Source organism: Pseudomonas sp. HP_12, assembly GCF_055283955.1.
Genome location: NZ_JBTOQG010000060.1, coordinates 195,109 through 218,893, shown reverse-complemented (window position 1 = coordinate 218,893; position 23,785 = coordinate 195,109). Strand labels below are relative to the sequence as shown.

The 23,785-nt window shown below is 59.4% G+C and carries 26 protein-coding genes; 12 read left to right on the top strand and 14 right to left on the bottom strand.

The annotated features are described in order from the left end of the window. Positions 1–42: 42 nt before the first annotated feature. The gene (locus ACYASU_RS24775; RefSeq protein ID WP_463584378.1) at positions 43–675 is read right to left on the bottom strand and encodes an SCO family protein; all 633 of its coding nucleotides are present in this window, start codon (positions 673–675) and stop codon (positions 43–45) included. 151 nt (positions 676–826) lie between these two features. Here ACYASU_RS24775 and ACYASU_RS24770 point away from each other — a divergent pair, with 151 nt between their 5' ends. Then, on the top strand, positions 827–1,477 hold the full coding sequence (locus ACYASU_RS24770) for a hypothetical protein (RefSeq protein ID WP_192174431.1): 651 nt from the start codon (positions 827–829) through the stop codon (positions 1,475–1,477). Between the two features lie 23 nt (positions 1,478–1,500). Here ACYASU_RS24770 and ACYASU_RS24765 read toward each other — a convergent pair whose 3' ends face one another. From ACYASU_RS24765 to ACYASU_RS24755, 3 genes are all read right to left on the bottom strand, one after another. Next, positions 1,501–3,030 carry a SulP family inorganic anion transporter gene (locus ACYASU_RS24765; protein ID WP_192174430.1) on the bottom strand — a complete coding sequence of 510 codons (1,530 nt, stop codon included), beginning with the start codon at positions 3,028–3,030 and terminating at the stop codon, positions 1,501–1,503. Positions 3,031–3,161: 131 nt separating this feature from the next. Then, positions 3,162–3,827 carry a carbonic anhydrase gene (locus ACYASU_RS24760; protein ID WP_407073260.1) on the bottom strand — a complete coding sequence of 222 codons (666 nt, stop codon included), beginning with the start codon at positions 3,825–3,827 and terminating at the stop codon, positions 3,162–3,164. A gap of 306 nt (positions 3,828–4,133) precedes the next feature. Next, a complete protein-coding gene (locus ACYASU_RS24755) occupies positions 4,134–5,192 on the bottom strand; it encodes a PA0069 family radical SAM protein (protein WP_463584377.1) in 1,059 nt (352 codons plus the stop codon). A 193-nt stretch (positions 5,193–5,385) separates the two neighbouring features. On the opposite strand from ACYASU_RS24755, the gene ACYASU_RS24750 reads away from it, so the two are divergent. Then, on the top strand, positions 5,386–6,063 hold the full coding sequence (locus tag ACYASU_RS24750; RefSeq protein ID WP_346627329.1) for a dual specificity protein phosphatase family protein: 678 nt from the start codon (positions 5,386–5,388) through the stop codon (positions 6,061–6,063). Between the two features lie 153 nt (positions 6,064–6,216). On the opposite strand, the gene ACYASU_RS24745 is transcribed toward ACYASU_RS24750, so the two are convergent. After that, on the bottom strand, positions 6,217–6,504 hold the full coding sequence (locus ACYASU_RS24745) for a YheV family putative zinc ribbon protein (RefSeq protein WP_463584376.1): 288 nt from the start codon (positions 6,502–6,504) through the stop codon (positions 6,217–6,219). Then, positions 6,501–8,552, bottom strand: a complete 2,052-nt coding sequence (gene prlC, locus ACYASU_RS24740; RefSeq protein ID WP_463584375.1) for an oligopeptidase A — start codon at positions 8,550–8,552, stop codon at positions 6,501–6,503. The genes ACYASU_RS24745 and prlC overlap by 4 nt, the downstream gene beginning before the upstream one ends. A 90-nt stretch (positions 8,553–8,642) precedes the next feature. Between prlC and ACYASU_RS24735 the strand changes: the two genes are divergently transcribed. Both ACYASU_RS24735 and ACYASU_RS24730 read left to right on the top strand, forming a co-directional pair. Further along, a complete protein-coding gene (locus ACYASU_RS24735; RefSeq protein WP_463584374.1) occupies positions 8,643–9,191 on the top strand; it encodes a gamma carbonic anhydrase family protein in 549 nt (182 codons plus the stop codon). Between the two features lie 8 nt (positions 9,192–9,199). Continuing rightward, positions 9,200–9,850: an HAD family hydrolase gene (locus ACYASU_RS24730; protein WP_192174423.1), complete on the top strand. Its 651-nt coding sequence runs from the start codon at positions 9,200–9,202 to the stop codon at positions 9,848–9,850. A 61-nt stretch (positions 9,851–9,911) separates the two neighbouring features. Here the strand turns inward: ACYASU_RS24730 and ACYASU_RS24725 are convergent, their stop codons facing one another. Beyond that, entirely contained in the window at positions 9,912–10,976 is a 1,065-nt protein-coding gene (locus ACYASU_RS24725) for an aminopeptidase (RefSeq protein WP_463584373.1), read from the bottom strand. A 108-nt stretch (positions 10,977–11,084) separates the two neighbouring features. Between ACYASU_RS24725 and ACYASU_RS24720 the strand changes: the two genes are divergently transcribed. After that, on the top strand, positions 11,085–11,501 hold the full coding sequence (locus tag ACYASU_RS24720; RefSeq protein ID WP_346631430.1) for a PA0061/PA0062 family lipoprotein: 417 nt from the start codon (positions 11,085–11,087) through the stop codon (positions 11,499–11,501). Positions 11,502–11,576: 75 nt separating this feature from the next. Here ACYASU_RS24720 and ACYASU_RS24715 read toward each other — a convergent pair whose 3' ends face one another. Together ACYASU_RS24715 and ACYASU_RS24710 are read right to left on the bottom strand one after the other, a co-directional pair. Continuing rightward, on the bottom strand, positions 11,577–11,810 hold the full coding sequence (locus ACYASU_RS24715) for a DUF1161 domain-containing protein (RefSeq protein ID WP_192174420.1): 234 nt from the start codon (positions 11,808–11,810) through the stop codon (positions 11,577–11,579). 131 nt (positions 11,811–11,941) lie between these two features. Then, a complete protein-coding gene (locus ACYASU_RS24710; protein WP_037017022.1) occupies positions 11,942–12,373 on the bottom strand; it encodes an OsmC family protein in 432 nt (143 codons plus the stop codon). 284 nt (positions 12,374–12,657) lie between these two features. Between ACYASU_RS24710 and ACYASU_RS24705 the strand changes: the two genes are divergently transcribed. Continuing rightward, on the top strand, positions 12,658–13,659 hold the full coding sequence (locus tag ACYASU_RS24705; RefSeq protein WP_192174419.1) for an LLM class flavin-dependent oxidoreductase: 1,002 nt from the start codon (positions 12,658–12,660) through the stop codon (positions 13,657–13,659). A gap of 87 nt (positions 13,660–13,746) precedes the next feature. Here the strand turns inward: ACYASU_RS24705 and ACYASU_RS24700 are convergent, their stop codons facing one another. Beyond that, entirely contained in the window at positions 13,747–13,971 is a 225-nt protein-coding gene (locus ACYASU_RS24700; RefSeq protein WP_463584372.1) for a DUF1161 domain-containing protein, read from the bottom strand. A 161-nt stretch (positions 13,972–14,132) separates the two neighbouring features. Next, entirely contained in the window at positions 14,133–14,348 is a 216-nt protein-coding gene (locus ACYASU_RS24695) for a dodecin (RefSeq protein WP_065987998.1), read from the bottom strand. 182 nt (positions 14,349–14,530) lie between these two features. Between ACYASU_RS24695 and ACYASU_RS24690 the strand changes: the two genes are divergently transcribed. Continuing rightward, complete coding sequence (locus ACYASU_RS24690; RefSeq protein WP_037017008.1) at positions 14,531–14,854, top strand: ElaB/YgaM/YqjD family protein; 324 nt, start codon at positions 14,531–14,533, stop codon at positions 14,852–14,854. On the opposite strand, the gene ACYASU_RS24685 is transcribed toward ACYASU_RS24690, so the two are convergent. Next, positions 14,855–15,754, bottom strand: a complete 900-nt coding sequence (locus ACYASU_RS24685) for a LysR family transcriptional regulator (protein WP_463584371.1) — start codon at positions 15,752–15,754, stop codon at positions 14,855–14,857. A 120-nt stretch (positions 15,755–15,874) separates the two neighbouring features. On the opposite strand from ACYASU_RS24685, the gene trpB reads away from it, so the two are divergent. The 3 genes from trpB to ACYASU_RS24670 all read left to right on the top strand — a co-directional run bounded on the left by trpB (position 15,875) and on the right by ACYASU_RS24670 (position 18,540). Beyond that, positions 15,875–17,101 carry a tryptophan synthase subunit beta gene (gene trpB / locus ACYASU_RS24680; RefSeq protein ID WP_423572099.1) on the top strand — a complete coding sequence of 409 codons (1,227 nt, stop codon included), beginning with the start codon at positions 15,875–15,877 and terminating at the stop codon, positions 17,099–17,101. After that, complete coding sequence (trpA, locus tag ACYASU_RS24675; RefSeq protein ID WP_282365463.1) at positions 17,101–17,961, top strand: tryptophan synthase subunit alpha; 861 nt, start codon at positions 17,101–17,103, stop codon at positions 17,959–17,961. The genes trpB and trpA overlap by 1 nt, the downstream gene beginning before the upstream one ends. A 75-nt stretch (positions 17,962–18,036) precedes the next feature. Beyond that, positions 18,037–18,540 (top strand): anti-virulence regulator CigR family protein, encoded by a 504-nt coding sequence (locus tag ACYASU_RS24670; RefSeq protein WP_463584370.1) that lies wholly within the window; start codon positions 18,037–18,039, stop codon positions 18,538–18,540. Positions 18,541–18,757: 217 nt separating this feature from the next. Here ACYASU_RS24670 and ACYASU_RS24665 read toward each other — a convergent pair whose 3' ends face one another. Both ACYASU_RS24665 and ACYASU_RS24660 read right to left on the bottom strand, forming a co-directional pair. Continuing rightward, positions 18,758–19,681 (bottom strand): hypothetical protein, encoded by a 924-nt coding sequence (locus ACYASU_RS24665; protein WP_463584369.1) that lies wholly within the window; start codon positions 19,679–19,681, stop codon positions 18,758–18,760. Positions 19,682–20,124: 443 nt separating this feature from the next. Continuing rightward, positions 20,125–21,075 (bottom strand): choline sulfate utilization transcriptional regulator, encoded by a 951-nt coding sequence (locus ACYASU_RS24660; RefSeq protein WP_463584368.1) that lies wholly within the window; start codon positions 21,073–21,075, stop codon positions 20,125–20,127. Between the two features lie 114 nt (positions 21,076–21,189). Here ACYASU_RS24660 and betC point away from each other — a divergent pair, with 114 nt between their 5' ends. Then, on the top strand, positions 21,190–22,695 hold the full coding sequence (gene betC / locus ACYASU_RS24655; protein WP_463584367.1) for a choline-sulfatase: 1,506 nt from the start codon (positions 21,190–21,192) through the stop codon (positions 22,693–22,695). 38 nt (positions 22,696–22,733) lie between these two features. Further along, positions 22,734–23,660 (top strand): choline ABC transporter substrate-binding protein, encoded by a 927-nt coding sequence (choX, locus tag ACYASU_RS24650; protein WP_192174411.1) that lies wholly within the window; start codon positions 22,734–22,736, stop codon positions 23,658–23,660. The last annotated feature ends 125 nt before the right edge of the window (positions 23,661–23,785 follow it).

The window sequence follows — 23,785 nt, the reverse complement described above, 5'->3', positions numbered from 1 at the left end:
CACACACCAATGATCTCGGCGCAACGCCGAGATCATCAGTCCTTACTTTCTCTCAACCAGCCCCGGCAACTGCGCCACCAGCTTCTGGCTGTTCAGCGGCGCGCGGATGAAGCCGCGCTGGGTGCCGTCGGGGCCCAGGAGGGCGAGGTTGCCGCTGTGGTCTACCGTATAGCCCGGCTTGCTGGTGTCCGCCGGGATGTACGGGATGCTCACGGCATTCGCCAGCTTCTGCAGCGTATCCACGGGCGCCCGCAGGCCGATGAACTGCTTGTCGAAATAACTCAGGTATTGCTTGAGCTGTTGCGGGGTGTCGCGATCGGGATCGACGCTGACCAGCACGATGCGCAGTTTGTCGACGGCCTCACTGGGCAGCTCGCTTTTGATCTGACGCAACTGGGCGAGGGTGGTCGGACAGATGTCCGGGCAGAAGGTGTAACCGAAGAACAGCACCGTCCATTTGCCCTTCAATTGGCTCAGTGAAAGGGGCTGGTCGTCCTGATCGGTGAGCGAGAGATCCGGCACAGTGCGGCTTTGCGGGAGAAGGATAATGCCTGCGTCGACGAGCGCGGTCTGGTCGCCCTGATCGGGACCGGACAGCACACGGTAGACGGTCAGGCCAAGCACCAGCGCCACGATGGCCACCAGGATGAAAACGGTTTTCTGGGTTCGGGTCATGACTTCAGCACAATGAGTGATCCACGGTCGCGCGATTATGCACATAACCATGAAACTGTTATGACAATTACGTCTTAGCGCCATTTGTGGGCAAGCTAAGGTATGGAATTCCCTATAATGACCGTCTGGTTTCACTGCCTATGGAGCATCCATGAACACCGCCGCATTGCGCGAGCAGATCACCCGAGCTCAGGAACACGAAAACCAATCCGGTCAGCTAGCGCGCCAGTTGGAGTCGCAACTTCCTCATCTGCATCCCTCCATTCACCTGCCTGACGTAGACGCGCGAGGCGTGCTGACGCGTTTCGTCATTGCCTACATCGGTCAGGTGCCGGACTTGCTTGACGCCGCCCATGACGTGGCGTTGCAGGCCGGCATTGAAAGCCAGATCAAGCCGGTCCTGAAAATCGCCGAGCAATTCTTCAGCGCGCCTCCCGCCATCATGGCGGGCCACGAAGGGCTGGACGGTCTGCTGGACGAAGCCTATCTGGCCCACCGGCTGGTGGAAGAAGTGAATGATCTGTACATCAAGCATTTCGGCCAGCCGCTGATCCCGATGAACACCACGGTGGCCAGCGTCATCGCCCACCAACTGATCGGCGAATCGTTTGCCAATCAGCTGGACGAAGTGGTGCATCACGCCATCGACGAAATGCTCAATGACGACAGCTTCTCGCTGGAATCGGTGGAAGCCTACCGCGAGCGCCTCGCCAGCCCGGACACCGATGCGGCGTGGAAACGCTGGCCCAGCCTGTCACGTCAGTTGGGCGTAGGGCTGGAACTGGAGCGCGGGAAAGACTGACCCCGCACCCCCCTTTACCCGCCTCAGTGCAACGCTGCCCCTCCGATCGACGTGCGGATCCGCCCTTCCACGCGACGTTTGAGCAGCCGTTGCTCCAGCAGCAAACGCGAGCCCTGCGCGGCATTGGCACGGCCCCATTCCTCCAGCAGCTCCAGGCAGGAATGGTCGATATACCTCAGGTTGCCCAGCGGCACATGCAGCGTAGTGCCAGGCGGCACGGTTTCCAGAGTCTGCGTCAGCGCCGGCACCTTGAGGAACGTGGCAGAACCATTGAGGCGCAGCTCCATCTCGCCCTCGGCCGGCAGGTCGACCAGATTGATCTTCAGGCGCGATGCGCTCAGCGCCAGCTTCACCAGGGTCAGGCCAAAGCCGATCAACACGCCCGTCAGCAAGTCGGTCAGGACAATCGCACTGGCGGTCGCGCCATAGATGAACATTGGCATGCGGCCATAACGCCCCAGCCCCTTGAGCGCCTGAATATTTACCAGCTTCACGCCGGTGTAGACCAGCACGCCGGCCAGGCTGGCCACAGGAATGCTCTGCAACACGCTGGACAGCAACAGTACGAACGCCAGCAGCCACAGACCGTGGAACATCGCCGACAGCCGCGTCTTCGCACCCGCCTGCACGTTGGCCGAACTGCGCACGATCACGCCCGTCATCGGCAGCGCGCCGACCAGACCGCACAACATGTTACCTACGCCTTGGGCGCTGAGCTCTTTGTCGAAGTCCGAACGCTGGCCGTCGTGCATGCGATCCACCGCCGCTGCTGACAATAGGGTTTCAGCGCTGGCAATGAAGGCCACGGCAATGGCCGCGATCAGGATGGCAGGGTCCGCCAGGTTCAGCAGGTCTGCAGGGCGCAGCCAGTCGATGGCCTCGGCAAGGTTCGCCGGGACCTCGACGCGCTTAACCTGCAAGCTCATCACCAGACTCACCACCGTTGCGATACCGACGCCAAGCAACGCGCCTGGCACGAACCGCAGTGCATGGGGCCGACGCTTTTCCCACAGCCACATGACGGCGATGGTGCCCAGCCCGAGAAGACCGGCCTGCATGGCACTGCCCATCCCCATCGCACCGATAACGGTCTGCGGGAACGCCACCAGATTGTCCAGCCCGGAAGGCTTGGGCCCGCTGTCGAACATGACGTGGACCTGGGAAAGCACGATCAGTACGCCGATGCCCGCCAGCATGCCGTACACCACCGCCGGCGCCGTGACGCGAAACCAGCAGCCGAGCTTCAAGCGACCGGCCAGCAACTGCAGCGCACCGGCGAGCAGCAAAATCGGCCCGAGCATGGCCATGCCGTGTTCACGGACCAGCTCGAACACCAGCACCGCCAGACCTGCCGCCGGGCCGCTGACCTGAAGCGGCGAACCTGCCAGCCAGCCCACCACCAGACCGCCGATGATGCCGGTGATCAAACCCTTGGACGGCGGCATGCCGGACGCAATGGCGATCCCCATGCACAGCGGCAGGGCCACCAGAAAAACCACCACGGAAGCCAGCAGCTCCCGTGGTAACAACGCTTTCAGATCAGTAGTAGCCATGACGACTCTCCGGAATTCAGACGTGACAACGCCCGGCGGCACGCGCTGAACGCGGCCGCTACGAGCTTGTATGAGGGTGGAAGCGTCAGGGCCGACGCCGCTGCACTCAGGCGCAGCGGGTCAGCCAGCGATCAATATCGACCGCGAGGGATCGACGCCATCGGCACCGGATGGTCGCCATCCAACGGCAGGAAGCAGTCCTGCTCGGCATCGTAGGCGCGGATTTCGCTGGTCTCGATGTCGTAGACCCAGCCATGGATGAACAACTGACCGCTGGCCAGTTTGGACGCCACGGAAGGGTGCGTACGCAGGTGTTGCAGCTGCGCAATGACGTTTTCTTCGGTGAGCACGTGCATGGTTTCGTGCTCGCCGGTGCAGTTGCAGTTGTCCTGCACAACGGTCTTGGCGACCTCGGCATGGCGCAGCCAGGCTTTGACCGTCGGCATCTTTTCCAGGGTGTCGGGGTTGAGAACGGCGCGCATCGCCCCGCAATCGGAGTGGCCGCAAACGATGATGTGCTGGACGCCAAGGGCCAGGACGGCATATTCAATAGCCGTTGAAACGCCGCCATTCATAGGCCCATAAGGCGGAACGACGTTGCCCACGTTACGGGTGACGAACAGGTCGCCCGGCGAGCTTTGCGTGATGAGTTCCGGGACGATGCGCGAGTCGGCGCAGGTGATGAACATGGCCCGGGGATGTTGGGCGGTGGCGAGTTTCTTGAACAGTTCTTCCTGCTGAGGGAAGACGTCATGGCGGAAATGCTTGAAGCCATCAACAATTTGCTTCAGCGCCATTTCGGCGGTTTCCACCTGAGGCGTTACGCCTGTCGTCGCAGCCTTGGGCTGCTTATCCTGGTCACTCATGTTTCATCCTCTCTGACGGATTTAAGTGGATTTTCCGGCGAATCCTGTGGATGACCCACTTTTTTCTGGTCTTCTTGCGTTAATTTTCCTACAAGACCAATCGGTCACTTCCGACTCACCTTAACGACGCAAACTTAATTGAAACTGAATGCGTGGCTCTAGATCGGGGCTCTTGCGTTAGAAAATCTAAAGCGCAAGCGTCTGTCGTGGCGCAACACCCTTAAGACGTCGCTCAAGTCACAACAGCGACATCTGACCGCCAGGCGGGCAAAACGCGGTGCAGTCCAGCTGAAAACTTTCCCGCCGGTTCAAGCCGTGCTTCTTGATCGCGAGGCTGTAACGCTGGGCCAGCAGTTCAGCGAATACCCCCTCACCGCGCATTCGCGAGCCAAAGCGGCTGTCGTACACCTCCCCGCCGCGGCTCTGCCGTACCAGACTCATTACATGCTCGGCCCTCTGCGGATAATGCGCCTGGAGCCACTCTTCGAACAACGGGGCGACCTCCAGCGGCAGACGCAGCATCACGTAGCTCGCACTCAACGCGCCGGCGGCCTTGGCCTCGGCCATCAGCTTCTCCAGCTCCATGTCATTGATCATTGGAATCATCGGCGCCAGCAAAACGCCCACCGGCACACCGGCATCACGCAGAACCTTGATCGCCCGCAGCCTGGCCTTGGGCGCGGCAGCCCTGGGTTCAAGGATGCGCTTGAGCTCATCGTCCAGCGTCGTCAGGCTGATGAACACCGACACCAGCCGCAGCTTCGCCAGCTCGGCCAGCAGGTCCAGATCTCGAAGAATGAGCGAGCCTTTGGTGATGATCGTCACCGGATGGCGATAGCGCAGCAGCACCTCAAGCGTCGCCCGGCTCAGTTTGTATTCGCGCTCGATGGGCTGATAGGGATCGGTGTTTGCCCCAAGGGTGATCGGCGCGACACTGTAGCCGGGCTTGGACAGTTGCTGTTCCAGAAGAGCGGCGGCGTTGGTTTTGGCGATTAATTTGGTCTCGAAGTCCAGCCCCGGCGACATGTCCCAATAGGCGTGGCTCGGCCGGGCGTAACAATAAATGCAGCCGTGCTCGCATCCCCGGTACGGATTGATCGAGCGGTCGAAGGGAATGTCGGGCGACGAGTTGCGCGCGATGATGCTCTTGGCGGTTTCCAGCGTGACGGTGGTGCCCTGGGTCAGCGGCACTTCCTGATACCAGCCGTCGTCTTCGGCCACGGATCGGCTGGGCGCAAAGCGGTTATGCGGATTGGTCGCGGTGCCGCGCCCGCGTGGGGGGAAATGAATGGACATGACGGCTCCTTGATAACTGGTTATGCATACAGTATCGCGAAACACTAACGTCCTTCACGCGCGGCCCCGGAAAAACACCCCGGCGCCGATCAATGGCTTTCACCAACTTTTGACACGCGCCTCACAGCGCCTTGACCCTGCGCAGCGAAAACTTGGCCATCGATAAATGGCTGGTTTCCACGGTACGTCTTCCATGCGCCTTCGCCCGCTCGCTGCTCAACTCCTCCTGCTGCTGGTCGTGTCATCTGCCTCTCTCGCTCAAGCCGAGGATGTTTCACCGGCGCAATCGTCACGCCCGGCGCAGTGGGCGCAACTCGTCGACCCGCACTACAACCTCTACCAGATCACGCCGACGCTTTACCGCAGTCGCCAGCCGGACGCCGCAGCACAGCCGCTGCTGAAGCGGCTTGGCGTGCACACGGTGATCAATTTCCTCAAGGAAAGTGACAGCAAATGGCTGTCTGACGCCTCCGTTGTGCAAGTGCAGATTCCGTTGCAGGTGGTGCACATTGACGATGCCGATGTTATCGAGAGTCTGCGCGCCATCCAGGCGGCCCAGCAAAACGGACCGGTGCTGATCCACTGCAAGCACGGCCTGGACCGGACCGGTCTGGTGGCGGCGATGTACCGCATCGTCGCTCAGGGCTGGAGCAAACAGGCGGCGCTGGATGAGATGGAGCATGGCGGTTACGGCGACGAAGACAGCCTCAAGCGCGGGATTGCCTACATCAACAACGTCGATGTGGCGGCGCTGAAGTCGGCGATGGACACGGGTGCATGCAGCACCAGCATGTTCGCCCGATGCTCGGTCAAGGGCTGGTTCGAGAAAACCGATGGGGTGGGAGTGCAGACGATCCTGTGGCGGTTGTGAAGCCGGACAGTTTCCACATTGTGTGGCTGGCGTTAGCAGGCATTTTGTAGGAACGGCTTTAGCCGGGGAGACGTCGCGCATCACACCGCAAAATTGAGGGTGTTCGCACCGGCCTCTTCCCAGCTAAAGCCGGTCCACTGAAATGCAGCGATATCAGCTTGGATCAACCGGCTTCTTCAGCTTCGGATTGGGGAAGAACTGCACGCCCTGCACCTTGGGATCGGCCGGCTTTACCACAGGCTTGTTCACCCGCGTGCCAAGTTCTGTCGGGATCGATTGCCCCTGCGCATTGAGGGTGTCGGAATAACCACAGTGCACGCACTCACGGTGCGGCACGTCGTCTTCGTTCCACATCATCAACTTGTCAGGCTCGCTGCACGCCGGGCAAACCGCCCCGGCGATGAAGCGCTTCTTGGTAATCACCCGTGGTGTCTGGGTCATGCTGCCGCTTCCTCACTCAAGCCCGAATGGCGCAAGAGTGCGTCAATCGAAGGCTCGCGTCCGCGGAAGTCGACGAACAGCACCATCGGCGCCTGTGACCCGCCCCGCGCCAGAATGGCTTCACGGAACGCCCGGCCGGTCTGCTCGTTGAACACGCCTTCTTCCTCGAACTTCGAGAATGCATCGGCAGACAGCACTTCGGCCCATTTGTAGCTGTAGTAGCCCGCCGCGTAACCGCCGGCAAAGATGTGGGCAAAGCTGTTCGGGAAGCGGTTGTACGCAGGCGGACGCATCACCGACACCTCGTCACGCACGCCTTCCAGCACTTGCAGCGTGGTGCGGCCGTCGCCGTGGGTGGCGTGCAGTTCGAAGTCGAACAGCGAGAATTCCAGCTGGCGGACCATCATCAGGCCGGACTGGAAGTTTTTCGCCGCGAGCATTTTCTCCAACAGGTCCTGAGGCAGCGGCTCACCGGTCTCGTAATGGCCGGAGATCAGCGCGAGGCCTTCCGGCTCCCAGCACCAGTTTTCCATGAACTGGCTCGGCAGCTCGACCGCATCCCACGCTACGCCATTGATGCCCGACGCGCCCGCGTGTTCGACGCGGGTCAGCAGGTGATGCAGGCCATGACCAAATTCGTGGAACAGGGTGGTGACTTCATCGTGGGTGAGCAGCGCCGGCTTGCCGCTGACCGCCGGGGTGAAGTTACAGACCAGATTGGCCACCGGGCTTTGCAACGTGCCTTCAGCGGTGCGACGACGATCGCGGGCGCCGTCCATCCACGCACCGCCACGCTTGTTGGCGCGGGCGTAGAGATCAAAGAAGAAGCGCCCGACGTGCTGGCCGTTTTCCTTGATTTCGAACAGGCGGACGTCCGGGTGCCAAGTGTCGAAGCCCTTCTGCTCGGCGATTTCGATGCCGTACAGTTTTTGTACGATCGCGAACAGGCCGGTCAGCACTTTGTCGACCGGGAAGTAGGCGCGCAGGGCTTCCTGGGAAACGCTGTAGCGCTGTTCGCGCAGCTTCTCGCCGTAGAAACCGCTGTCCCAGCTTTGCAGGTCCGGGCAGCCTTGTTCGGCAGCATAGGCTTTCAGCTGCTGCAGATCCTGAACAGCAAACGGCTTGCTGCGCTTGGCCAGATCACGCAGGAAGCTGAGGACCTGATCGCTGGACTCGGCCATTTTGGTGGCCAGGCTCAGCTCGGAGAAGCTGGCGAAACCCAGCAGCTTGGCCAGTTCCTGACGCAGATCGAGAATCTGCTCCATGATCGGGCCGTTGTCGTTTTTGCCAGCGTTCGGGCCCTGGTCAGACGCGCGGGTGCAGTACGCGGCGTAGACTTCTTCGCGCAGCGCGCGGTCTTCGGCGTAAGTCATGACGGCGTAGTAGCTCGGGAACTCGAGCGTGATCAGGTAGCCTTCGAGATCTTTCGCCTGGGCAGCGGCGGCCATTTGCGCCTTGGCCGAATCGGTCAGGCCGGTGAGGGCAGCTTCGTCAGTGACGTGCTTGCTCCAGGCTTGGGTCGCGTCGAGCAGTTGGTTAGAGAACTGGCTGCCCAGCTCGGACAGCTTGCTCTGCACCTCGGCATAGCGTTTTTGCTGTTCTGGCGGCAGGTCGATGCCCGACAGGCGGAAATCACGCAGCGATTGTTCAAGAATGGTCTTCTGGGCGACGTCGAAATTGGCCGCTTCCGGGCTGTTGGCCAAGGCTTCGAAGGCCTGGAACAGTTCGCGGTTCTGACCCATCTCGGTCGAATAGGCGCTCAGTGCCGGCAGGCAAGACTCATAGGCCTCGCGCAGTTCCGGGCTGTTGCACACGGCGTTCAGGTGGCTGACCGGGCTCCAGGCGGCGCCCAGGCGATCATTGAGTTCGTCCATCGCCAGCACAAGGCCAGCCCATGTAGGCTGCGAACCTTGCTTGGCGAGGATGTCGGCAATCGCGGCGCGGTTGTCGGCGAGAATCTGTTCGATGGCAGGTTTTACATGCTCGGCGCGAATCGCCGAGAAAGGTGGCAGGTCGTAGGATTGCAACAGAGGGTTGTTCGCGCTCACGGTTTGGCACCTTGGCTAAAAGAAACACCCACGCATCTTAATTACAATCGGCGTCGGCCGCAGCTATCGGCGCCAGAGAAGGAGCCTATCGTGGCCATTCGCACGTTCCAGCAGCACACCCCAACCCTTGGCGAGCGGGCGTTTGTCGACCATTCGGCGGTTGTGATCGGCGATGTCAAAATCGGCGTCGACAGTTCGGTCTGGCCGCTGACCGTCATCCGTGGCGACATGCACCGCATCCGCATCGGCGCGCGCACCAGCGTGCAGGACGGCAGCGTGCTGCACATCACCCACGCCGGGCCGTTCAACCCGGACGGTTTTCCGCTGTTGATCGGCGACGAAGTGACCATCGGCCATAAAGTCATGCTGCACGGCTGCACCGTCGGCAATCGCATCCTGATCGGCATGGGCACCACGATCATGGACGGTGCGGTGGTGGAGGACGAGGTGATCATTGGCGCGGGCAGTCTGGTCCCGCCCGGCAAACGCCTTGAGAGCGGGTTCCTCTACGTCGGGCGTCCAGTGAAACAGATGCGTCCGCTGACCGAGAAAGAGGTCGCCTTCTTCCCCTACAGCGCGACCAATTACGTAAAGCTGAAAGACCAGCATCTGGCCGAAGGCTTCGACAAACCCTGCTGAGAGCACCCATGCATTACCAAAATATTCTGTTCGACCTGGACGGCACCCTGACCGATCCGCGCGAAGGCATCACCCGGTCCATCCAGTTTGCCTTGAGCAAGCTGGGCATCGACGAACCCGACATCACCCGGCTTGAGCACTTCATTGGCCCGCCGCTGTTGCAGCAATTCATGCGCGCCTACGACTTCGACGAAGCGAAGGCCTGGGAGGCCGTGGGCTTTTACCGCGAGCGCTTCAAGGTGACGGGCCTTTACGAGAATCTGGTGTTTGATGGCGTGTTCGAATTGCTGGACATGCTCTCGGATCAGGGCCGGACGCTGTTCATCGCGACGTCAAAACCCTGGGTGTTCGCCCATGAAATAGCCCGGCATTTCGATTTCGCGCGCCATTTCAAGCTGATCTACGGCAGCGAGCTGGACGGTACCCGCACTGACAAGGTTGAGCTGATTCGGCATTTGCTGGATGAAGAGCAGCTCGACCCGAAACAGACGCTGATGATCGGCGACCGCAAACACGATTTGATTGGCGGCAAGCGCAACGGGTTGGATGTGGTAGCGGTGGGTTACGGGTTTGGCAGTCGCGAAGAGCTGGAGGCCGAGGCGCCGACCTATCATTTTGATTCGGTGAGCGCGCTGCATAAGGCGTTTCTCAAAAGCTGAGAGCACTCAATCAGGCAAGCGATGATCGTTCCCACGCAGAACGGGGGAACGATCATGCCGCTTAGGCTTTTTGGGCCAGCCGCTGCAGCGCCGCCTTGCGTTCATCCTTGGGCAGTCCGCCCAGCTTTTCCACCGCCGAATAGAATGCGGGCCAATCGCCGTTCACCTGCCTGAACAACGCTTCAAACGCCGGTACCCACTGATCGTACAGACCAATGGGCAGCAGGCGTGCGTTGTTCATCGGTGCATACACCCAGCCGTCAAAGCGCTTGTCGCCGCCCCACTGACTGTCGCGCAGCTGCCGATACTCGCTACGCAGACGCTCGAACTCAGCGGCCTTGCGTTCGCGCATCACCTGCGGACTCAGCGGCTCGGCGTACAGCGCCTTCAGCCGATCCCGGGTGTCGAGCGCCAACTGTGTGAGTTGATCGCGTCGCCGCGCTTCCGAAGACCCGCCGTCCGCAGGCAAACCCCGCGCCGCGCGCCACTGACGTGTGCCTTCCTGCTCCACGAAACTGGCGTAGGACTCGTTGAACTCGCTGTCGTCCTTCACGTAAAACCGCTGGTGCGCCAACTCATGAAAGATCAGCGTGGCCAGACGCTCATCGCCCCAGTTCATCATCGAGCTGATAATCGGATCATCGAACCAGCCGAGCGTTGAGTACGCTTCCACGCCGCTGACATACACGTCTTTACCCTCCAGCTTCTGAACAGCCGCATCCCCCCGCGCGGCGCCCTGGGTGTAGTAGCCGCGGTAGGCCACGCACCCGGCGATGGGGAAGCAATGGGTGACAGGATCAAGGGAAAATTCGCCGGTCGCGAATACGTTCCAGACGACATACGGGCGATGGATATCGGCGTAAAGGCGGTAGCTGCGGTTATCCGGCAGATGCAGATGCTCGGTCGCAAAGGCACGGGCCTGCTGAGATGTGCGCAGATGATCGCGCAGCGTAGGGTCGCGATTGGGGTCAGCGATGACGTCGGCAACCGGTTCGCGCGCTCGCAACAGGGCCATTTGGCCGCTGGCCAGTTGCGAGTAATAGGAAAGACTGGAGCAGCCGCCGAGGAGTAAAGTCGCCAGCACCGGCAGGCCGCGATGCAGCCAGGCCTTTTTTGATCGAATCATGCAGCAGCCTTAACGTCGATATTCATGAAGTGCAAACATCAGCGTTATGCCGGACAGCCTGCCTCTGACGCAACCATCATCGCCACTTGTCCTGCTGCGGAGTTCATCATGCGCTTGCCTCTGTCCCTCGTTGCCCTGAGTCTTCTGGCCGGATGCGCGGGGCCGCTGCCTGCGGTTGATCCCCAGCAGGCGTGGGTCGATCTGCATACCTTTACCGGCAAGACCCTGATGGCGGACAAGCTGGACGGCGTGCGCACCTACGACGGACGCTTCTTTCAGGTGACGCCCGGCAAGCACAAGCTCGAAGTACGTTACGACTATGACTACGCGCCCGGCGCCATGGGCCTGTCGATGGACATCTACAACGAGCGAACCTGCTACGTAACGATCAACTACGACCGCTTCGAAGCCGGCCACCGCTATCGTCTCGACGTGCGCAATATTACCAACAGCATCGACGCACAGTTGCGGGACGAGCAACGCAACGTGCTCGCGGAGGAGGGGGACATTTTCTGTATTCCGTGACGCGTTATCTCGGCCTCGCCACCCACACAAGATGGCTTACACACAGCCTACGAACTACTTCAGCTCACGCCCGGACTAGCGACCGTTATTCTGGTAGATGATTTTTTTCGTGTCGTTTTCGCAAGTACCGACGACCATGCTCTGGTCGGTGACATCTTTATTGGCCACGATCTCCAACGTGTATGAGCTGACGCTCTGAGCCTGGATCTTCGTTTCGATTTCGGCTTTAAGCTCTTCACACGGCTTGGGCGCAGCGAAGGCACTGGTGGTCAGAGCACCAAGAATCAGGATTGCGGCGATACGTTTCATATTCGACTCCTTCGGCACCGTGCGATACGCATCGGCCTAGCATGTGACCGTGGGGGCGCACGCCGGTTCTGGCGCGTCCATAACGAAGATGGCCCGCAATTGCGGGCCATCGAGTGCAACAGTAACGCGAATCAGCTCACCAGCGTGGCATCGAGCGTGATCTTGGCGTTGAGCACTTTCGAAACCGGGCAGCCTTCCTTCGCATCGTTGGTCAGTTTCTCGAACTGCTCCTGAGTTGCGCCAGGGATTTTGGCTTTCAGTGTCAGGTGCACGGCAGTGATCGCGAAGCCGCCATCAACTTGATCCAGGGTGACGTCAGCGGTGGTGTCGATGCTGTCAGCTTTCAGATTCGCATTGCCAAGGATCATCGACAGTGCCATCGAGAAGCAGCCAGCGTGGGCTGCGCCGATCAGTTCTTCCGGGTTGGTGCCCTTGCCGCCTTCGAAGCGGGCCTTGAAGCCGTACGGCGCTTCGCGCAGGACGCCGGTTTCAGTAGAGATGCTGCCGATACCCGACTTCAGGTCACCTTCCCAGTGGGCGGATGCTTTCTTGACGATGCTCATGGTGTCTCCTCATGAAAAGTGCGATTTCGCCCGCACGCGGACCAAAGTTCTGAGGAGTGTAGGCGGGACTTAGTTCAACGCTTATGCCCCATGTGCTTTTTTGCGGACGGGCGCAACGTTAAATCCGACCAAATTAGTAGGAAATTTCGCCTTACCCATTGCAACTCTGAAATCCGCCCTTATCCTATGGCTTAACGCAAATATTTAGTCTTAATGCCGGTTTGCTCGCGTGATGTCCCCGACGGATGCGCCGATTCAAGCCTCAAGAGGATCAACAACGGCCTATGAAACGATTAGCTGATGTGAAGATTTCGACGCTCGATCTGGTGCCCGTCCGCGAAGACAAAGGCCCGGCGGAATCGCTGCGTAATGCGCTGGACCTGGCGCAACACGTCGAGAAATGGGGCTACAACCGTTTCTGGGTGGCCGAGCACCACAACATGGACGGCATCGCCAGTTCGGCAACTTCTGTTCTGCTGGCCTATCTGGCCGGCGGCACGTCGACCATTCGGGTCGGGTCGGGCGGGATCATGCTGCCCAACCACGCGCCGCTGGTAATCGCCGAGCAGTTCGGCACGCTGGAAAGCTTGTTTCCGGGGCGGATCGACCTCGGTCTTGGCCGCGCGCCGGGTTCCGATCAGATGACGGCCCGCGCCCTGCGTCGCGAGCGCTCAGGCAGTGCCGATGATTTCCCGGATGACGTGACCGAACTGGTCAACTACCTCGGGCCGCGTCAGCCCCATCAGCGCGTTCTCGCTGTGCCCGGCACCAATACCAATGTGCCGATCTGGTTGCTGGGTTCGAGCCTGTTCAGTGCTCAACTGGCCGGTGAGCGGGGGCTGCCCTATGCATTCGCGTCGCACTTCGCGCCACGCTTCATGCACGAAGCGATTCGGGTCTACCGCAGTCACTTCAAACCTTCGGACGTCCTCGACAAGCCCTACGTGATGCTCGGCGTCCCGTTGGCCGCCGCAGAGACAGACGAGCGAGCTGAATACCTGGTGACGTCGGTGTACCAACGCATCCTGAGCCTGATGCGTGGGCAGAGTCTGATGCAGAAGCCGCCCGTCGAGAGCATGAATGGTTTGTGGCTGCCCCATGAACGTGATGCGGTGATGGATTTCCTGGGGCTGGCGGTCGTCGGCGGTCCGGAGAAGATTCGTGCGAAGCTGGATGTGCTGCTTGAGCAGACCGACGCAGATGAGCTGATCTTCACCTGTGACATGTACGAACATGCCGATCGCCTACGCTCTTACGAGATCTTGGCGCAAGCGGCGAGGGGCTGAGTCACGGCCTTTCGCTGAAACCTGTCCTGCCATAAACAAAAAAACCGACGCCATATGCGCCGGTTTTTTTGTATCAGCGGGCCGAGATCAGCCGCGCTTGTAAACGATTTCCTTGTTGCCGCCTTCGCAGGTGCCAACAACCTTACCGTCCGCCGAGCTGCCTTTTTCTACAGCTTCCAGCGTGTAGGAGGCGACGCCCTTGGCTTTGATCTTCGCGTCGATGTCGGATTTCACGTCATCGCACGATTTACCAGCGGCCATCGTAGTGCCCGCAATGCTCAACAAGCCTATGGCCAACAGAACTTTTTTCATCGGTACATCCCCTCGTCAGGCGCATTTTCGGATCAACAAGGCCGCTCCAATCGGGGCGGCCTGACTACATGAACCAGCGTCATGAACCTTGGAAAAAGTCACGACTGCGCGGTATGTATAGCGAAGGTTGTGGCACTCGGCCACTCTAAAAGTTCAGCGACTCAGCTGTTGTCGATGCGGAAGCCAACCTTGATGGTCACCTGGAAGTGACCGACTTTGCCGTCTTCGATGTGGCCGCGGGTTTCCAGCACTTCGAACCATTCCATGAGCTTCACGGACTTGGCAGCCTGGGCAATAGCGTTCTGGATCGCGTCGTCGGTGCTCACGGTCGATGACCCGACCAGCTCCAGCATTTTGTAGGTGTGATGATCAGACATGGCAGTTCTCCTGAAAGGTGTTGCGCGGTGGCAGCGCCGCAGTGATTGTGTTCACTATCTCTGTGCCGAAATGCGGCCTAAAAGTTCAGAAGAAACGGCACTTCGCATTACGCACTGCACTTTCTCGAAACCCTGTAGTCGGAAACAACACACGCCACTCATCACAGCAGGAGAGTCAAATCATGGCATTCACGTCATCCCGTAAAGCGTCGTTGCAAAGCATGGAAGCCGAGATCGAGAGTCTGCTCAAGTCGCTGGAAGGCTTGAAGTCCGACGCTTCCGACGAGTCGCGCAAGACTCTGAAAAACCTGAAAGCCAACGCTGAAAGCGCGCTGAGCCATTCGCGCAGCCTGTTGAGCGATGTCTACGAAGACGTCAAAGTCAAAACTCGCGAAACCAGCGTTGCGACCCGTGACTACGCCCAAGAGCACCCTTGGACTACCGCAGGCGTCGCCGTTGGCGCAATCGGCCTGCTGGCAGCTTACCTGCTGTGCAAGCGCGGCTGATCAAGCCTGCCCTGATCGCTCGAGTTCCTGCTTGAGCCATCGAGCCAGGTGCTGAGCGCGCCCATCCGCGGCGCGCTTTGGTACCCATAACGCCAGCTGCGCCGGGGTTTCACTGAAACCCCATGGCGCGGCCAGGCGTCCGGCTTTCAAGTCGTCAGCCACCAACGGCTCCGGCGCGATCGCCACGCCAAGCCCTGCAACAGCCGCCTCCAGTAAATAATACAAATGCTCGAAATCCTGTCCGTAGCTCAGCGCGTTGGGCTCGATGCCGTTTTGCGTCGCCCATGCCGGCCAGGCTTGCAGCCGCGATATGGTCTGCAGCAATGGCTCGCCCAACAGCGCATGGACCGGGGCGTGTCGCAGCTCGTCGAACCGCGCGAATCGTGGACTCATCACCGGCCCAATGCGCTCGCTGGCAAGCTCGAAGACCTGCATGTCCGTAGGCCATGGCGGTTCGGCGAATATCAGCAGTGCATCCAGCCCGGGACGTCGCGGGTCAAGATCGCCTTCTCCTGCGGAGAGGTGCAGGCGCAGGTCGGGGAGGTCAGCATTCAGGCGCCCCAGCCTTGGAATGAACCAGCGTGCCAATAGGCTTCCAGAGCAGCCCAATACGAACGGCGCATTCGCGCTGCCCTGGCTAAGCTCAGCACAGACACCGCGCAGACGATCAAATGCTTCGGCACTCGCATCCCGCAACCGAATGCCTGCATCTGTGAGTTTCAGGCCACGTCCATCTTTGCTGAACAGGCTCACACCCAAGTGTTCCTCCAGCACTTTCAGCTGGCGACTCACGGCACCATGGGTCACGTGCAATTGCTCAGCAGCCTGACTGACACTGTTCAGCCGGGCGGTGGCTTCAAAAGCACGCAATGCGTTGAGGGGCGGAAGGTCTCGGCTCATGGGATGTGTGAGTTTTCCTGACAGGTTGCCCCGATCTTATCGGTTTTCATCGTCGCTGGCGCTGGTTAGAGTGTGATCACTGCCTGACGGCTAACTCTATTCGTATCTCCGGAGGTCCACATGACCCAGACCCAAACTGCATACCGCCAAGGCCCGGACGACCGTGGCATGTTCGGTGCCTTCGGCGGCCGTTATGTCGCTGAAACCTTGATGCCGCTGATCCTTGATCTGAACCGCGAGTACGAAATCGCGAAGAATGATCCTTCGTTCCTGAAAGATCTGGAGTACTTCCAGCGCGATTACGTGGGTCGTCCAAACCCGCTGTATTTCGCCGAGCGCCTGACCGAGCATTGTGGCGGCGCCAAGATTTACCTGAAGCGCGAAGAGCTCAACCATACCGGCGCGCACAAAATCAATAACTGTATCGGCCAGATCCTGCTGGCGCGGCGCATGGGCAAAAAGCGCATCATCGCCGAGACCGGCGCCGGCATGCACGGCGTTGCCACCGCTACCGTGGCGGCACGCTTTGGCCTGGAGTGCGTCATCTACATGGGCACCACTGACATCGAGCGTCAGCAAGCCAACGTGTTCCGCATGAAGCTGTTGGGCGCCACGATCATTCCGGTGGTCGCTGGTACTGGCACGCTGAAGGACGCCATGAACGAGGCACTGCGTGACTGGGTTACCAACGTCGACAGCACCTTCTACCTGATCGGCACCGTCGCAGGTCCGCACCCTTACCCTGCAATGGTTCGTGACTTCCAGTCCGTGATCGGCAAGGAAACCCGCGTTCAGATGCAAGAGCACGAAGGCCGTCTGCCGGACAGTCTGGTGGCGTGCATCGGCGGTGGCTCGAACGCAATGGGACTGTTTCATCCGTTTCTGGATGACACGAGTGTGCGCATCATCGGTGTCGAAGCGGCCGGCCACGGCATCGAGACCGGCAAGCACGCCGCCAGCCTGAACGGCGGCGTTCCGGGCGTACTGCACGGCAACCGCACCTTCCTGTTGCAGGACAACGACGGTCAGATTATCGACGCCCACTCGATTTCAGCCGGCCTCGACTACCCAGGCATTGGCCCTGAGCACGCTTGGTTGCATGACATCGGTCGCGTCGAATACACCTCGGTCACCGACGATGAAGCACTGGCTGCGTTCCACCAGTGCTGCCGCCTCGAAGGCATCATCCCGGCGCTGGAAACCGCCCACGCCCTGGCTGAAGTGTTCAAACGCGCTCCAAACCTGCCGAAGGATCACCTGATGGTGGTCAACCTGTCCGGTCGTGGCGACAAGGACATGCAAACCGTAATGCACCACCTGGATCTGTCCCAGCAGGAGAAACACTGATGAGCCGCCTGCAAACGCGTTTTGCTGAACTGAAAGAACAAAACCGCGCAGCCCTGGTGACGTTCATCACGGCAGGCGACCCCGGCTACGACACCTCGCTGGCGATCCTCAAGGGATTGCCGAAGGCAGGTGCCGATGTAATCGAGCTGGGTATGCCGTTCACTGACCCGATGGCCGACGGCCCGGCAATTCAGCTGGCCAACATTCGCGCGCTTAACGCCAAGCAAAACTTGGCGAAGACGCTGCAGATGGTTCGCGAATTCCGTGAAGAAGACAGCGTCACGCCGCTGGTGCTGATGGGTTACTACAATCCCATCCACAACTACGGCATCGAGCGCTTCATCTCCGAAGCTCATTCGTCGGGCGTCGACGGACTGATCGTGGTGGACCTGCCGCCGGAGCACAACGCCGAGTTGTGCGACCCAGCGCAGGACGCAGGTCTGGACTTCATCCGCCTGACCACGCCGACCACTGATGACGTTCGTTTACCGACCGTGCTCAACGGCAGCTCCGGTTTCGTTTACTACGTGTCGGTGGCGGGCGTGACAGGCGCGGGCTCTGCAACGATTGATCACGTTAAGGACGCAGTGCAACGCCTTCGCCGCCATACCGATCTGCCAATCAGTGTCGGCTTCGGTATTCGCACAGCTGAACAAGCGGCCGCCATTGCGCGCGTGGCCGACGGTGTCGTCGTCGGTTCGGCACTGATCGATCAGATCGCCAACGCGTCTTCGCCGGAACATGCGGTCAGCGGCGTGCTGGGTTTGTGCGCGCAGTTGTCCCAAGGCGTGCGTAAAGCCCGCGTAGCCGAAGGTAAAGTTTCTGATACAGAGGAATCTCGGTCTCTGGCAGCACACTAAGCCGTACAGCGAAGGGGTTCAGGACCACGTCCTGAACCCCTTTTTGCTGCCCGTATTTGCTCAGGAGCGCGCTACATGAAAGTCTCGAATCGTTTGATCGCCGGGTTGGGCGTGTTGATGCTCAGCGCCAGCGCGCTGGTTCAGGCTGCACCACCGGATCAACGCGGGGGCGATGACAACGGCCCGGGCCAGCATCAGGATCACGGCCAACCCAATGGTCCGCAAGGCGGTCCGCAGGGCGATCGCGGCAACGGCAACGACCATCGCAACGAACCGCGTGCGGATAACCGTGGCAATAACCAGCGTGGCGGCCGTCCTCCTGCCGACTTCGGCGATGTGCGCCGGACCATCACCGAGCACCGGGAAGTCATCGGTCGCGGTCAGCCGCTGCCCCCTGGCGTCCACATCGTCAAAGGCCACCCGCTGCCACGCGGTTACGGCCGTCGACTGGACCAACGCTCGCTGCAATATCTGCCTCAATACGATGGCTACGAATGGCGCCGCCTGGGCCCGGACGTTGTGTTGATCGCCATTGGCAGCGGGATTGTTTATGAAATTCTGGATGGCGTGCTCAATTAAGGGCGTTTAGAAATGGCGTCCACTCGCGTGGTGTGGGACGGACGCTAATCCTGTAGGAGCGCGCTTGCCCGCGAAAGGGGCCTTCCAGCCGCTAATAACTAGCGGCTCTACCGACTATTCGCCAGCAAGCTCGCTCCCGCAATTATGGCTCGGCAGCTATAACTGCGGGAGCGTCATGACAAGCGCGCTTCAAGTCATTGCCAGCAGTTTGGCTGAGTCATTCCAGCCAGAAACTTGGCCCACGTCCCCCTCCACTGGTCTGTCCATACCCACTACCAGGGTGTCCCTTGTAAGTTGTCGGCGGGGGAAGCCGGGGCTTCTTACGAGGTTTACGTACCGGGTGGACGGGTACTCTCGGAGGCGCAGGTATTGGAGGTGGTGGCGTTGTAGCGGCATTCGGCACTGGTAATGGAGTTGCTGCGGGTGCGGGTGTCCAAGTAGGTATAATCGTACCCGCTGGCACGGGCCCCAGGACGGTGTTGGTTATATCTTTAAAAAGATTATCGACTCGATCAACGATCATTCCAGTGGCACTGCTCCCAACTCCCGCAAATGTTGATGGTGTGTCTACTCGCGAACGCCAGCTATTAGTAACAGCTTTCACATCCGCGTTACCAATCACTGAAGCAGTTGCCATAAAAGTCTCTGTCTTTATGAAGATCAGAACTTCTGCGACAGGATCACCTGCGGATTCAAGAATTTCAGTCCAATATCGCTCCCTCATTTCATCATTTCCCATGACGTTGAAAACTGAATTCAGCGTCCAAGCGTCCGGGACAAACCCGAGACTTGGGAAAACATTGTTGTGCACATCCCATGCCTCACGATGATTTATATCTCTGTTGACTACGCCTTGACTGTTGTACTGGGCGTAAAGCTTATCCAGGTAACCCTGAGCCATGCGATCATAAACCCAGCGGATTGTATGATCTGAAAATGGGCGGCCGTCGCGCTGCGCTGTAAGCTTCAGGAAGTTCACTGCCGCGGAGCCTGACAGCGAATTGGCATCCATGATCCCTCCAGCGAGTACTGCGTACTTATACCCGTATGATTGCAGGACATCATACATAGCACCCGGCGAGTCATATACCCGCAAGGTGTTCAACATATCAAGATCGCTTTTACTTAGATGTTCAGGCATCATTATTCCAGATTTTCAAAAAGGTGATGGTTATATAAACCAAAAGGCACTGTAGTACCCAAAGAAGATGAGTAATATGTAAGCAATCAAAACAAACCTGCAGACATTAAGAAAGAGAATAATGATTCTCCTGCTTACCCGTTCTGCCAGCCATCGCCAAGTCGTCACCAAATACACTCTTATATTTAACAGTGCCACTGTTAGTAAATTACGCATAGTGGAGTTCCGACAAAAATACCGACTTAGACAAAAGAACATGGATTCGCTTCGATTCTTCTACACAAGCTGCATAAGTGAATTAACCGTAAGCCGGTGGCCAAGTAAACTGCAATACATCTGATAAAGTTGTAGGAATCTTCTGGACTGCTAAGGTCCTAACGAGACAGCACAACATTTGATTGATTGGGCATACATCAATCGTTGGCGCATTTTTGATAGCTTACTTAAACCGCAATCGACGGCAGCGACTTGCCCTTCAAAAGATCTCCACTCAACGCCTGTTCACTTCTTAACCAGTCCACGAACCGCTGCACGATCTGCACGCGCCGTTTGCGTTGCGGCAGGACGATGTAATACCCGTATCCGGAGACGGCGCTTGCTTCGATAGGGCGGCATAGCAAACCCTGCTCCAGCAAATCATCCACCAGATGTCGCCAGCCGATGGCCACGCCCTGGCCGCCGATCGCCGCCTGAATCAGCAGCGTGTAGTTATCGAATCTCAGCTGCCCCGGCGCGGGTGCCTGAGGGATATTCAGGGCACGGAACACGCCACTCCAGTCGAACCAGTTGTTGCCGCCTTCGCCGCGCAAGTGCAGCAGCGCGAAGTCTTTCAGCGCCTTGGTGGGCAAGGGCAGGTCGCGCCCCTTCAGCAATCGCGGGCTGCAGACCGGGAACACTTCCTCGCTGAATAACCAGTGGCTTTCGCCCTGCTTGAATCGCCCGTCGCCGAACAACACGGCCACATCGATATCCGCGCGCAGCATGCTGTGACTGCGCTCGCTGGTGACCAGGCTGACGTCGACGTCGGGGTTGTCCTTGTGGAAGCGGTGCAGCCGCGGCATCAGCCAGTAGGCAGCGAAAGCGAAGTCGGTCGCCACCTGCAAAACCTCGTGCTGATGCTGCTCGGTGATTGCGCTGAGGCCCGCGTCCATCGACTCCAGCCCGGTCTGTACGTGATTGAAGAGAATCTGCCCGGCGTCCGTCAGCTCAATGCCGCGATAGATGCGATCAAACAGCCGCGTCCCCAGTTGCTCTTCCAGTCGCTTGATTTGCTGGCTGATGGCCGGCTGAGTAGTGCCGAGCTCGATAGCCGCAGCGGTAAAACTGCGCAACCGTGCGGCGGCCTCAAAGCCGCGTAGCAAATCCAGTGACATGGCACCAAGGGCTTCAAACATAAGCTGTACTTATCCTAAGCATTGCCGCACATGGGCTTTACCGCAGACGGCATGGGCACCATCCTTGGTCAAAGCACTTTCGCATAAATAATGACTATGGGACGCCGCGAAAACATGAAGCGCAAGAACATTCTTTTCATCATGGCCGATCAGATGGCCGCGCCCATGTTGCCGATGTACGCCTCTTCCCCCATCAAGATGCCCCACTTGAGTCGCCTCGCAGCTGAAGGCGTGGTGTTCGACGCCGCCTACTGCAACAGTCCGCTGTGCGCGCCGTCGCGTTTCACTCTGGTCAGCGGTCAGTTGCCGAGCAAGATCGGCGCTTACGATAATGCTGCTGATTTCCCCGCTGATGTGCCGACCTACGCCCACTACCTGCGTCGTCTTGGCTATCGCACGGCGCTGTCCGGCAAGATGCATTTCTGTGGCCCTGACCAATTGCACGGCTACGAAGAGCGCCTGACCAGCGACATCTATCCGGCCGATTACGGTTGGGCCGTGAACTGGGACGAGCCGGATGTGCGCCCGACCTGGTACCACAATATGTCTTCGGTGCTGCAGGCCGGTCCTTGCGTACGCACCAATCAGCTCGATTTCGACGAAGAAGTGGTGTTCAAGGCGCAGCAGTATCTGTTCGACCATGTGCGCGAAGACGGCGATCAGCCGTTTTGCCTGACGGTGTCGATGACCCATCCCCATGACCCTTACACCATCCCCAAGTCCTACTGGAATCTGTACAACGACGAAGACATCCCGATGCCCCACGCGCCGTTGGCCCAGTCCGAACTAGACCCGCATTCTCAACGCCTGCTGAAAGTCTATGACCTGTGGGACAAGCCCCTGCCCGAGCAAAAGATTCGCGATGCGCGCCGCGCCTATTTCGGCGCATGCAGCTACATTGATGACAACGTCGGCAAACTGCTGAAAACCCTGGAAGAAACAGGCTTGGCTGACGACACGATCATTGTGTTCTCGGGCGACCATGGCGACATGTTGGGTGAGCGCGGGCTCTGGTACAAAATGCACTGGTTCGAGATGTCGGCGCGGGTCCCGCTGCTGGTGTACGCTCCGGGGCAATTCAAGGCCGGCCGTGTGCAGGCCGCAGTGTCCACCGCTGACCTGTTGCCGACTTTTGTGGCATTGGCTGAGGGTCAACTGGACGCCGGTTTGCCGCTCGATGGCCGTTCACTGTTGCCGCACTTGGAAGGTGAGGGCGGTCACGACGAGGTGTTTGGCGAGTACATGGCCGAGGGCACCAACAGTCCGCTGATGATGATTCGTCGCGGCGCGTACAAATTCATTTATTCGGAACGGGACCCATGTCTGCTGTATGACGTGCGCAACGATCCGAAGGAGCAGGAAGAGCTGAGTCGATCCGAGGCTCATCGCGACCTGTTCGCTGCGTTCCTGGCCGAAGCACAGGCCAAGTGGGACATTCCGGCGATACACCACCAGGTGCTCGCCAGTCAGCGGCGCCGGCGCTTCGTCGCCGAGTCGCTGGCCATCGGCAAGCTGAAGAGTTGGGATCACCAGCCGCTGGTCGACGCCAGTCAGCAGTACATGCGCAACCATATTGATCTGGACGATCTGGAGCGCAAGGCCCGTTATCCGCAACCTTGAACCCTGCCAACACCTAGAAAATCAAAAAGGGGCACACCATGAATAAGCTGTTCACCACGCTGGCGGTTGGGGTCTTGGGATTGAGCAGCGTCGTGGCCTATGCCGCCGACGCGAGCTGCAGCACTGTGCGGATGGCCGATCCAGGCTGGAGCGATATCGCTGCGACCAACGCCACCGCAGGCTTTTTGCTCGACGGCATGGGCTACAAAACCAAGATCGACACCCTGGCGGTGCCCATCGCCTATGGCGGTCTGAAGGACGGGCAGCTCGACGTCTTTCTGGGCAACTGGATGCCGGCGCAGCAGGGCTTCTACGACAAATTCATCGCCACCGGTGACGTGACGCAATACGCGAAGAACCTGGAAGGCACCGAGTTCACCCTCGCGGTTCCCGATTACGTCTATGACGCGGGCGTTCACGACTTCGCCGACCTGAACAAATTTGCCGACAAGTTCCACAAGAAGATCTACGGCATCGGCTCGGGCGCTCCGGCCAACGCGTCGATTCAGGAAATCATCAAGAAGAACGAGTTCGAGCTGGGTGACTGGAAGTTGGTTGAGTCTAGCGAGCAGGCGATGCTGGCCGAAGTGCAGCGCAACGTGAAGAAGAAGGAATTCGTGGTGTTCCTCGGGTGGACGCCACACCCGATGAACGTGCAGATCAAAGGCATGCACTACCTGAAAGGCGGCGAGAAATACTTCGGTGATACCGGCAGCGTTTACACCGTGACGCGCAAAGGTTACGCCGACGCCTGCCCGAATGTGGCCAAGCTGCTTTCCAACCTGGTGTTCACCCAGGACATGGAAAACTCGATCATGCAGACCGTGGTGGACAAGAAGGTCAGCAACACCGAGGCGGTGAAAGCGTGGCTGAAAGCCAATCCGGCGGTGCTGGACAAATGGCTCGACGGCGTGAAAACCGTTGACGACAAAGACGCGCTGCCAGCGGTTAAGGCCAAGTTGTAAGCGCCGACAAGAAGCATCGCGAGCAAGCTCACTCCTACAGGACCAACATCAGTCTGTGGGAGCGCGCTTGCAGCGTGACAGTGCGGCGTCTGGACGACCAGGTATCCACCACAAAATAAGTGTCA

Coding starts and splice junctions, on each gene's coding strand:
- betC (WP_463584367.1), top strand. CDS start 21,190: ATGAAGCGCAAGAACATTCTTTTCATCATGGCCGATCAGATGGCCGCG.
- ACYASU_RS24715 (WP_192174420.1), bottom strand. CDS start 11,810: ATGAAACGTATCGCCGCAATCCTGATTCTTGGTGCTCTGACCACCAGT.
- ACYASU_RS24720 (WP_346631430.1), top strand. CDS start 11,085: ATGCGCTTGCCTCTGTCCCTCGTTGCCCTGAGTCTTCTGGCCGGATGC.
- ACYASU_RS24745 (WP_463584376.1), bottom strand. CDS start 6,504: ATGACCCAGACACCACGGGTGATTACCAAGAAGCGCTTCATCGCCGGG.
- ACYASU_RS24725 (WP_463584373.1), bottom strand. CDS start 10,976: ATGATTCGATCAAAAAAGGCCTGGCTGCATCGCGGCCTGCCGGTGCTG.
- ACYASU_RS24670 (WP_463584370.1), top strand. CDS start 18,037: ATGAAAGTCTCGAATCGTTTGATCGCCGGGTTGGGCGTGTTGATGCTC.
- ACYASU_RS24770 (WP_192174431.1), top strand. CDS start 827: ATGAACACCGCCGCATTGCGCGAGCAGATCACCCGAGCTCAGGAACAC.
- trpA (WP_282365463.1), top strand. CDS start 17,101: ATGAGCCGCCTGCAAACGCGTTTTGCTGAACTGAAAGAACAAAACCGC.
- ACYASU_RS24660 (WP_463584368.1), bottom strand. CDS start 21,075: ATGTTTGAAGCCCTTGGTGCCATGTCACTGGATTTGCTACGCGGCTTT.
- ACYASU_RS24695 (WP_065987998.1), bottom strand. CDS start 14,348: ATGTCTGATCATCACACCTACAAAATGCTGGAGCTGGTCGGGTCATCG.
- ACYASU_RS24705 (WP_192174419.1), top strand. CDS start 12,658: ATGAAACGATTAGCTGATGTGAAGATTTCGACGCTCGATCTGGTGCCC.
- choX (WP_192174411.1), top strand. CDS start 22,734: ATGAATAAGCTGTTCACCACGCTGGCGGTTGGGGTCTTGGGATTGAGC.
- ACYASU_RS24750 (WP_346627329.1), top strand. CDS start 5,386: ATGCGCCTTCGCCCGCTCGCTGCTCAACTCCTCCTGCTGCTGGTCGTG.
- ACYASU_RS24730 (WP_192174423.1), top strand. CDS start 9,200: ATGCATTACCAAAATATTCTGTTCGACCTGGACGGCACCCTGACCGAT.
- ACYASU_RS24775 (WP_463584378.1), bottom strand. CDS start 675: ATGACCCGAACCCAGAAAACCGTTTTCATCCTGGTGGCCATCGTGGCG.
- ACYASU_RS24755 (WP_463584377.1), bottom strand. CDS start 5,192: ATGTCCATTCATTTCCCCCCACGCGGGCGCGGCACCGCGACCAATCCG.
- ACYASU_RS24765 (WP_192174430.1), bottom strand. CDS start 3,030: ATGGCTACTACTGATCTGAAAGCGTTGTTACCACGGGAGCTGCTGGCT.
- ACYASU_RS24700 (WP_463584372.1), bottom strand. CDS start 13,971: ATGAAAAAAGTTCTGTTGGCCATAGGCTTGTTGAGCATTGCGGGCACT.
- ACYASU_RS24710 (WP_037017022.1), bottom strand. CDS start 12,373: ATGAGCATCGTCAAGAAAGCATCCGCCCACTGGGAAGGTGACCTGAAG.
- ACYASU_RS24665 (WP_463584369.1), bottom strand. CDS start 19,681: ATGCCTGAACATCTAAGTAAAAGCGATCTTGATATGTTGAACACCTTG.
- ACYASU_RS24685 (WP_463584371.1), bottom strand. CDS start 15,754: ATGAGCCGAGACCTTCCGCCCCTCAACGCATTGCGTGCTTTTGAAGCC.
- trpB (WP_423572099.1), top strand. CDS start 15,875: ATGACCCAGACCCAAACTGCATACCGCCAAGGCCCGGACGACCGTGGC.
- ACYASU_RS24690 (WP_037017008.1), top strand. CDS start 14,531: ATGGCATTCACGTCATCCCGTAAAGCGTCGTTGCAAAGCATGGAAGCC.
- ACYASU_RS24760 (WP_407073260.1), bottom strand. CDS start 3,827: ATGGCGCTGAAGCAAATTGTTGATGGCTTCAAGCATTTCCGCCATGAC.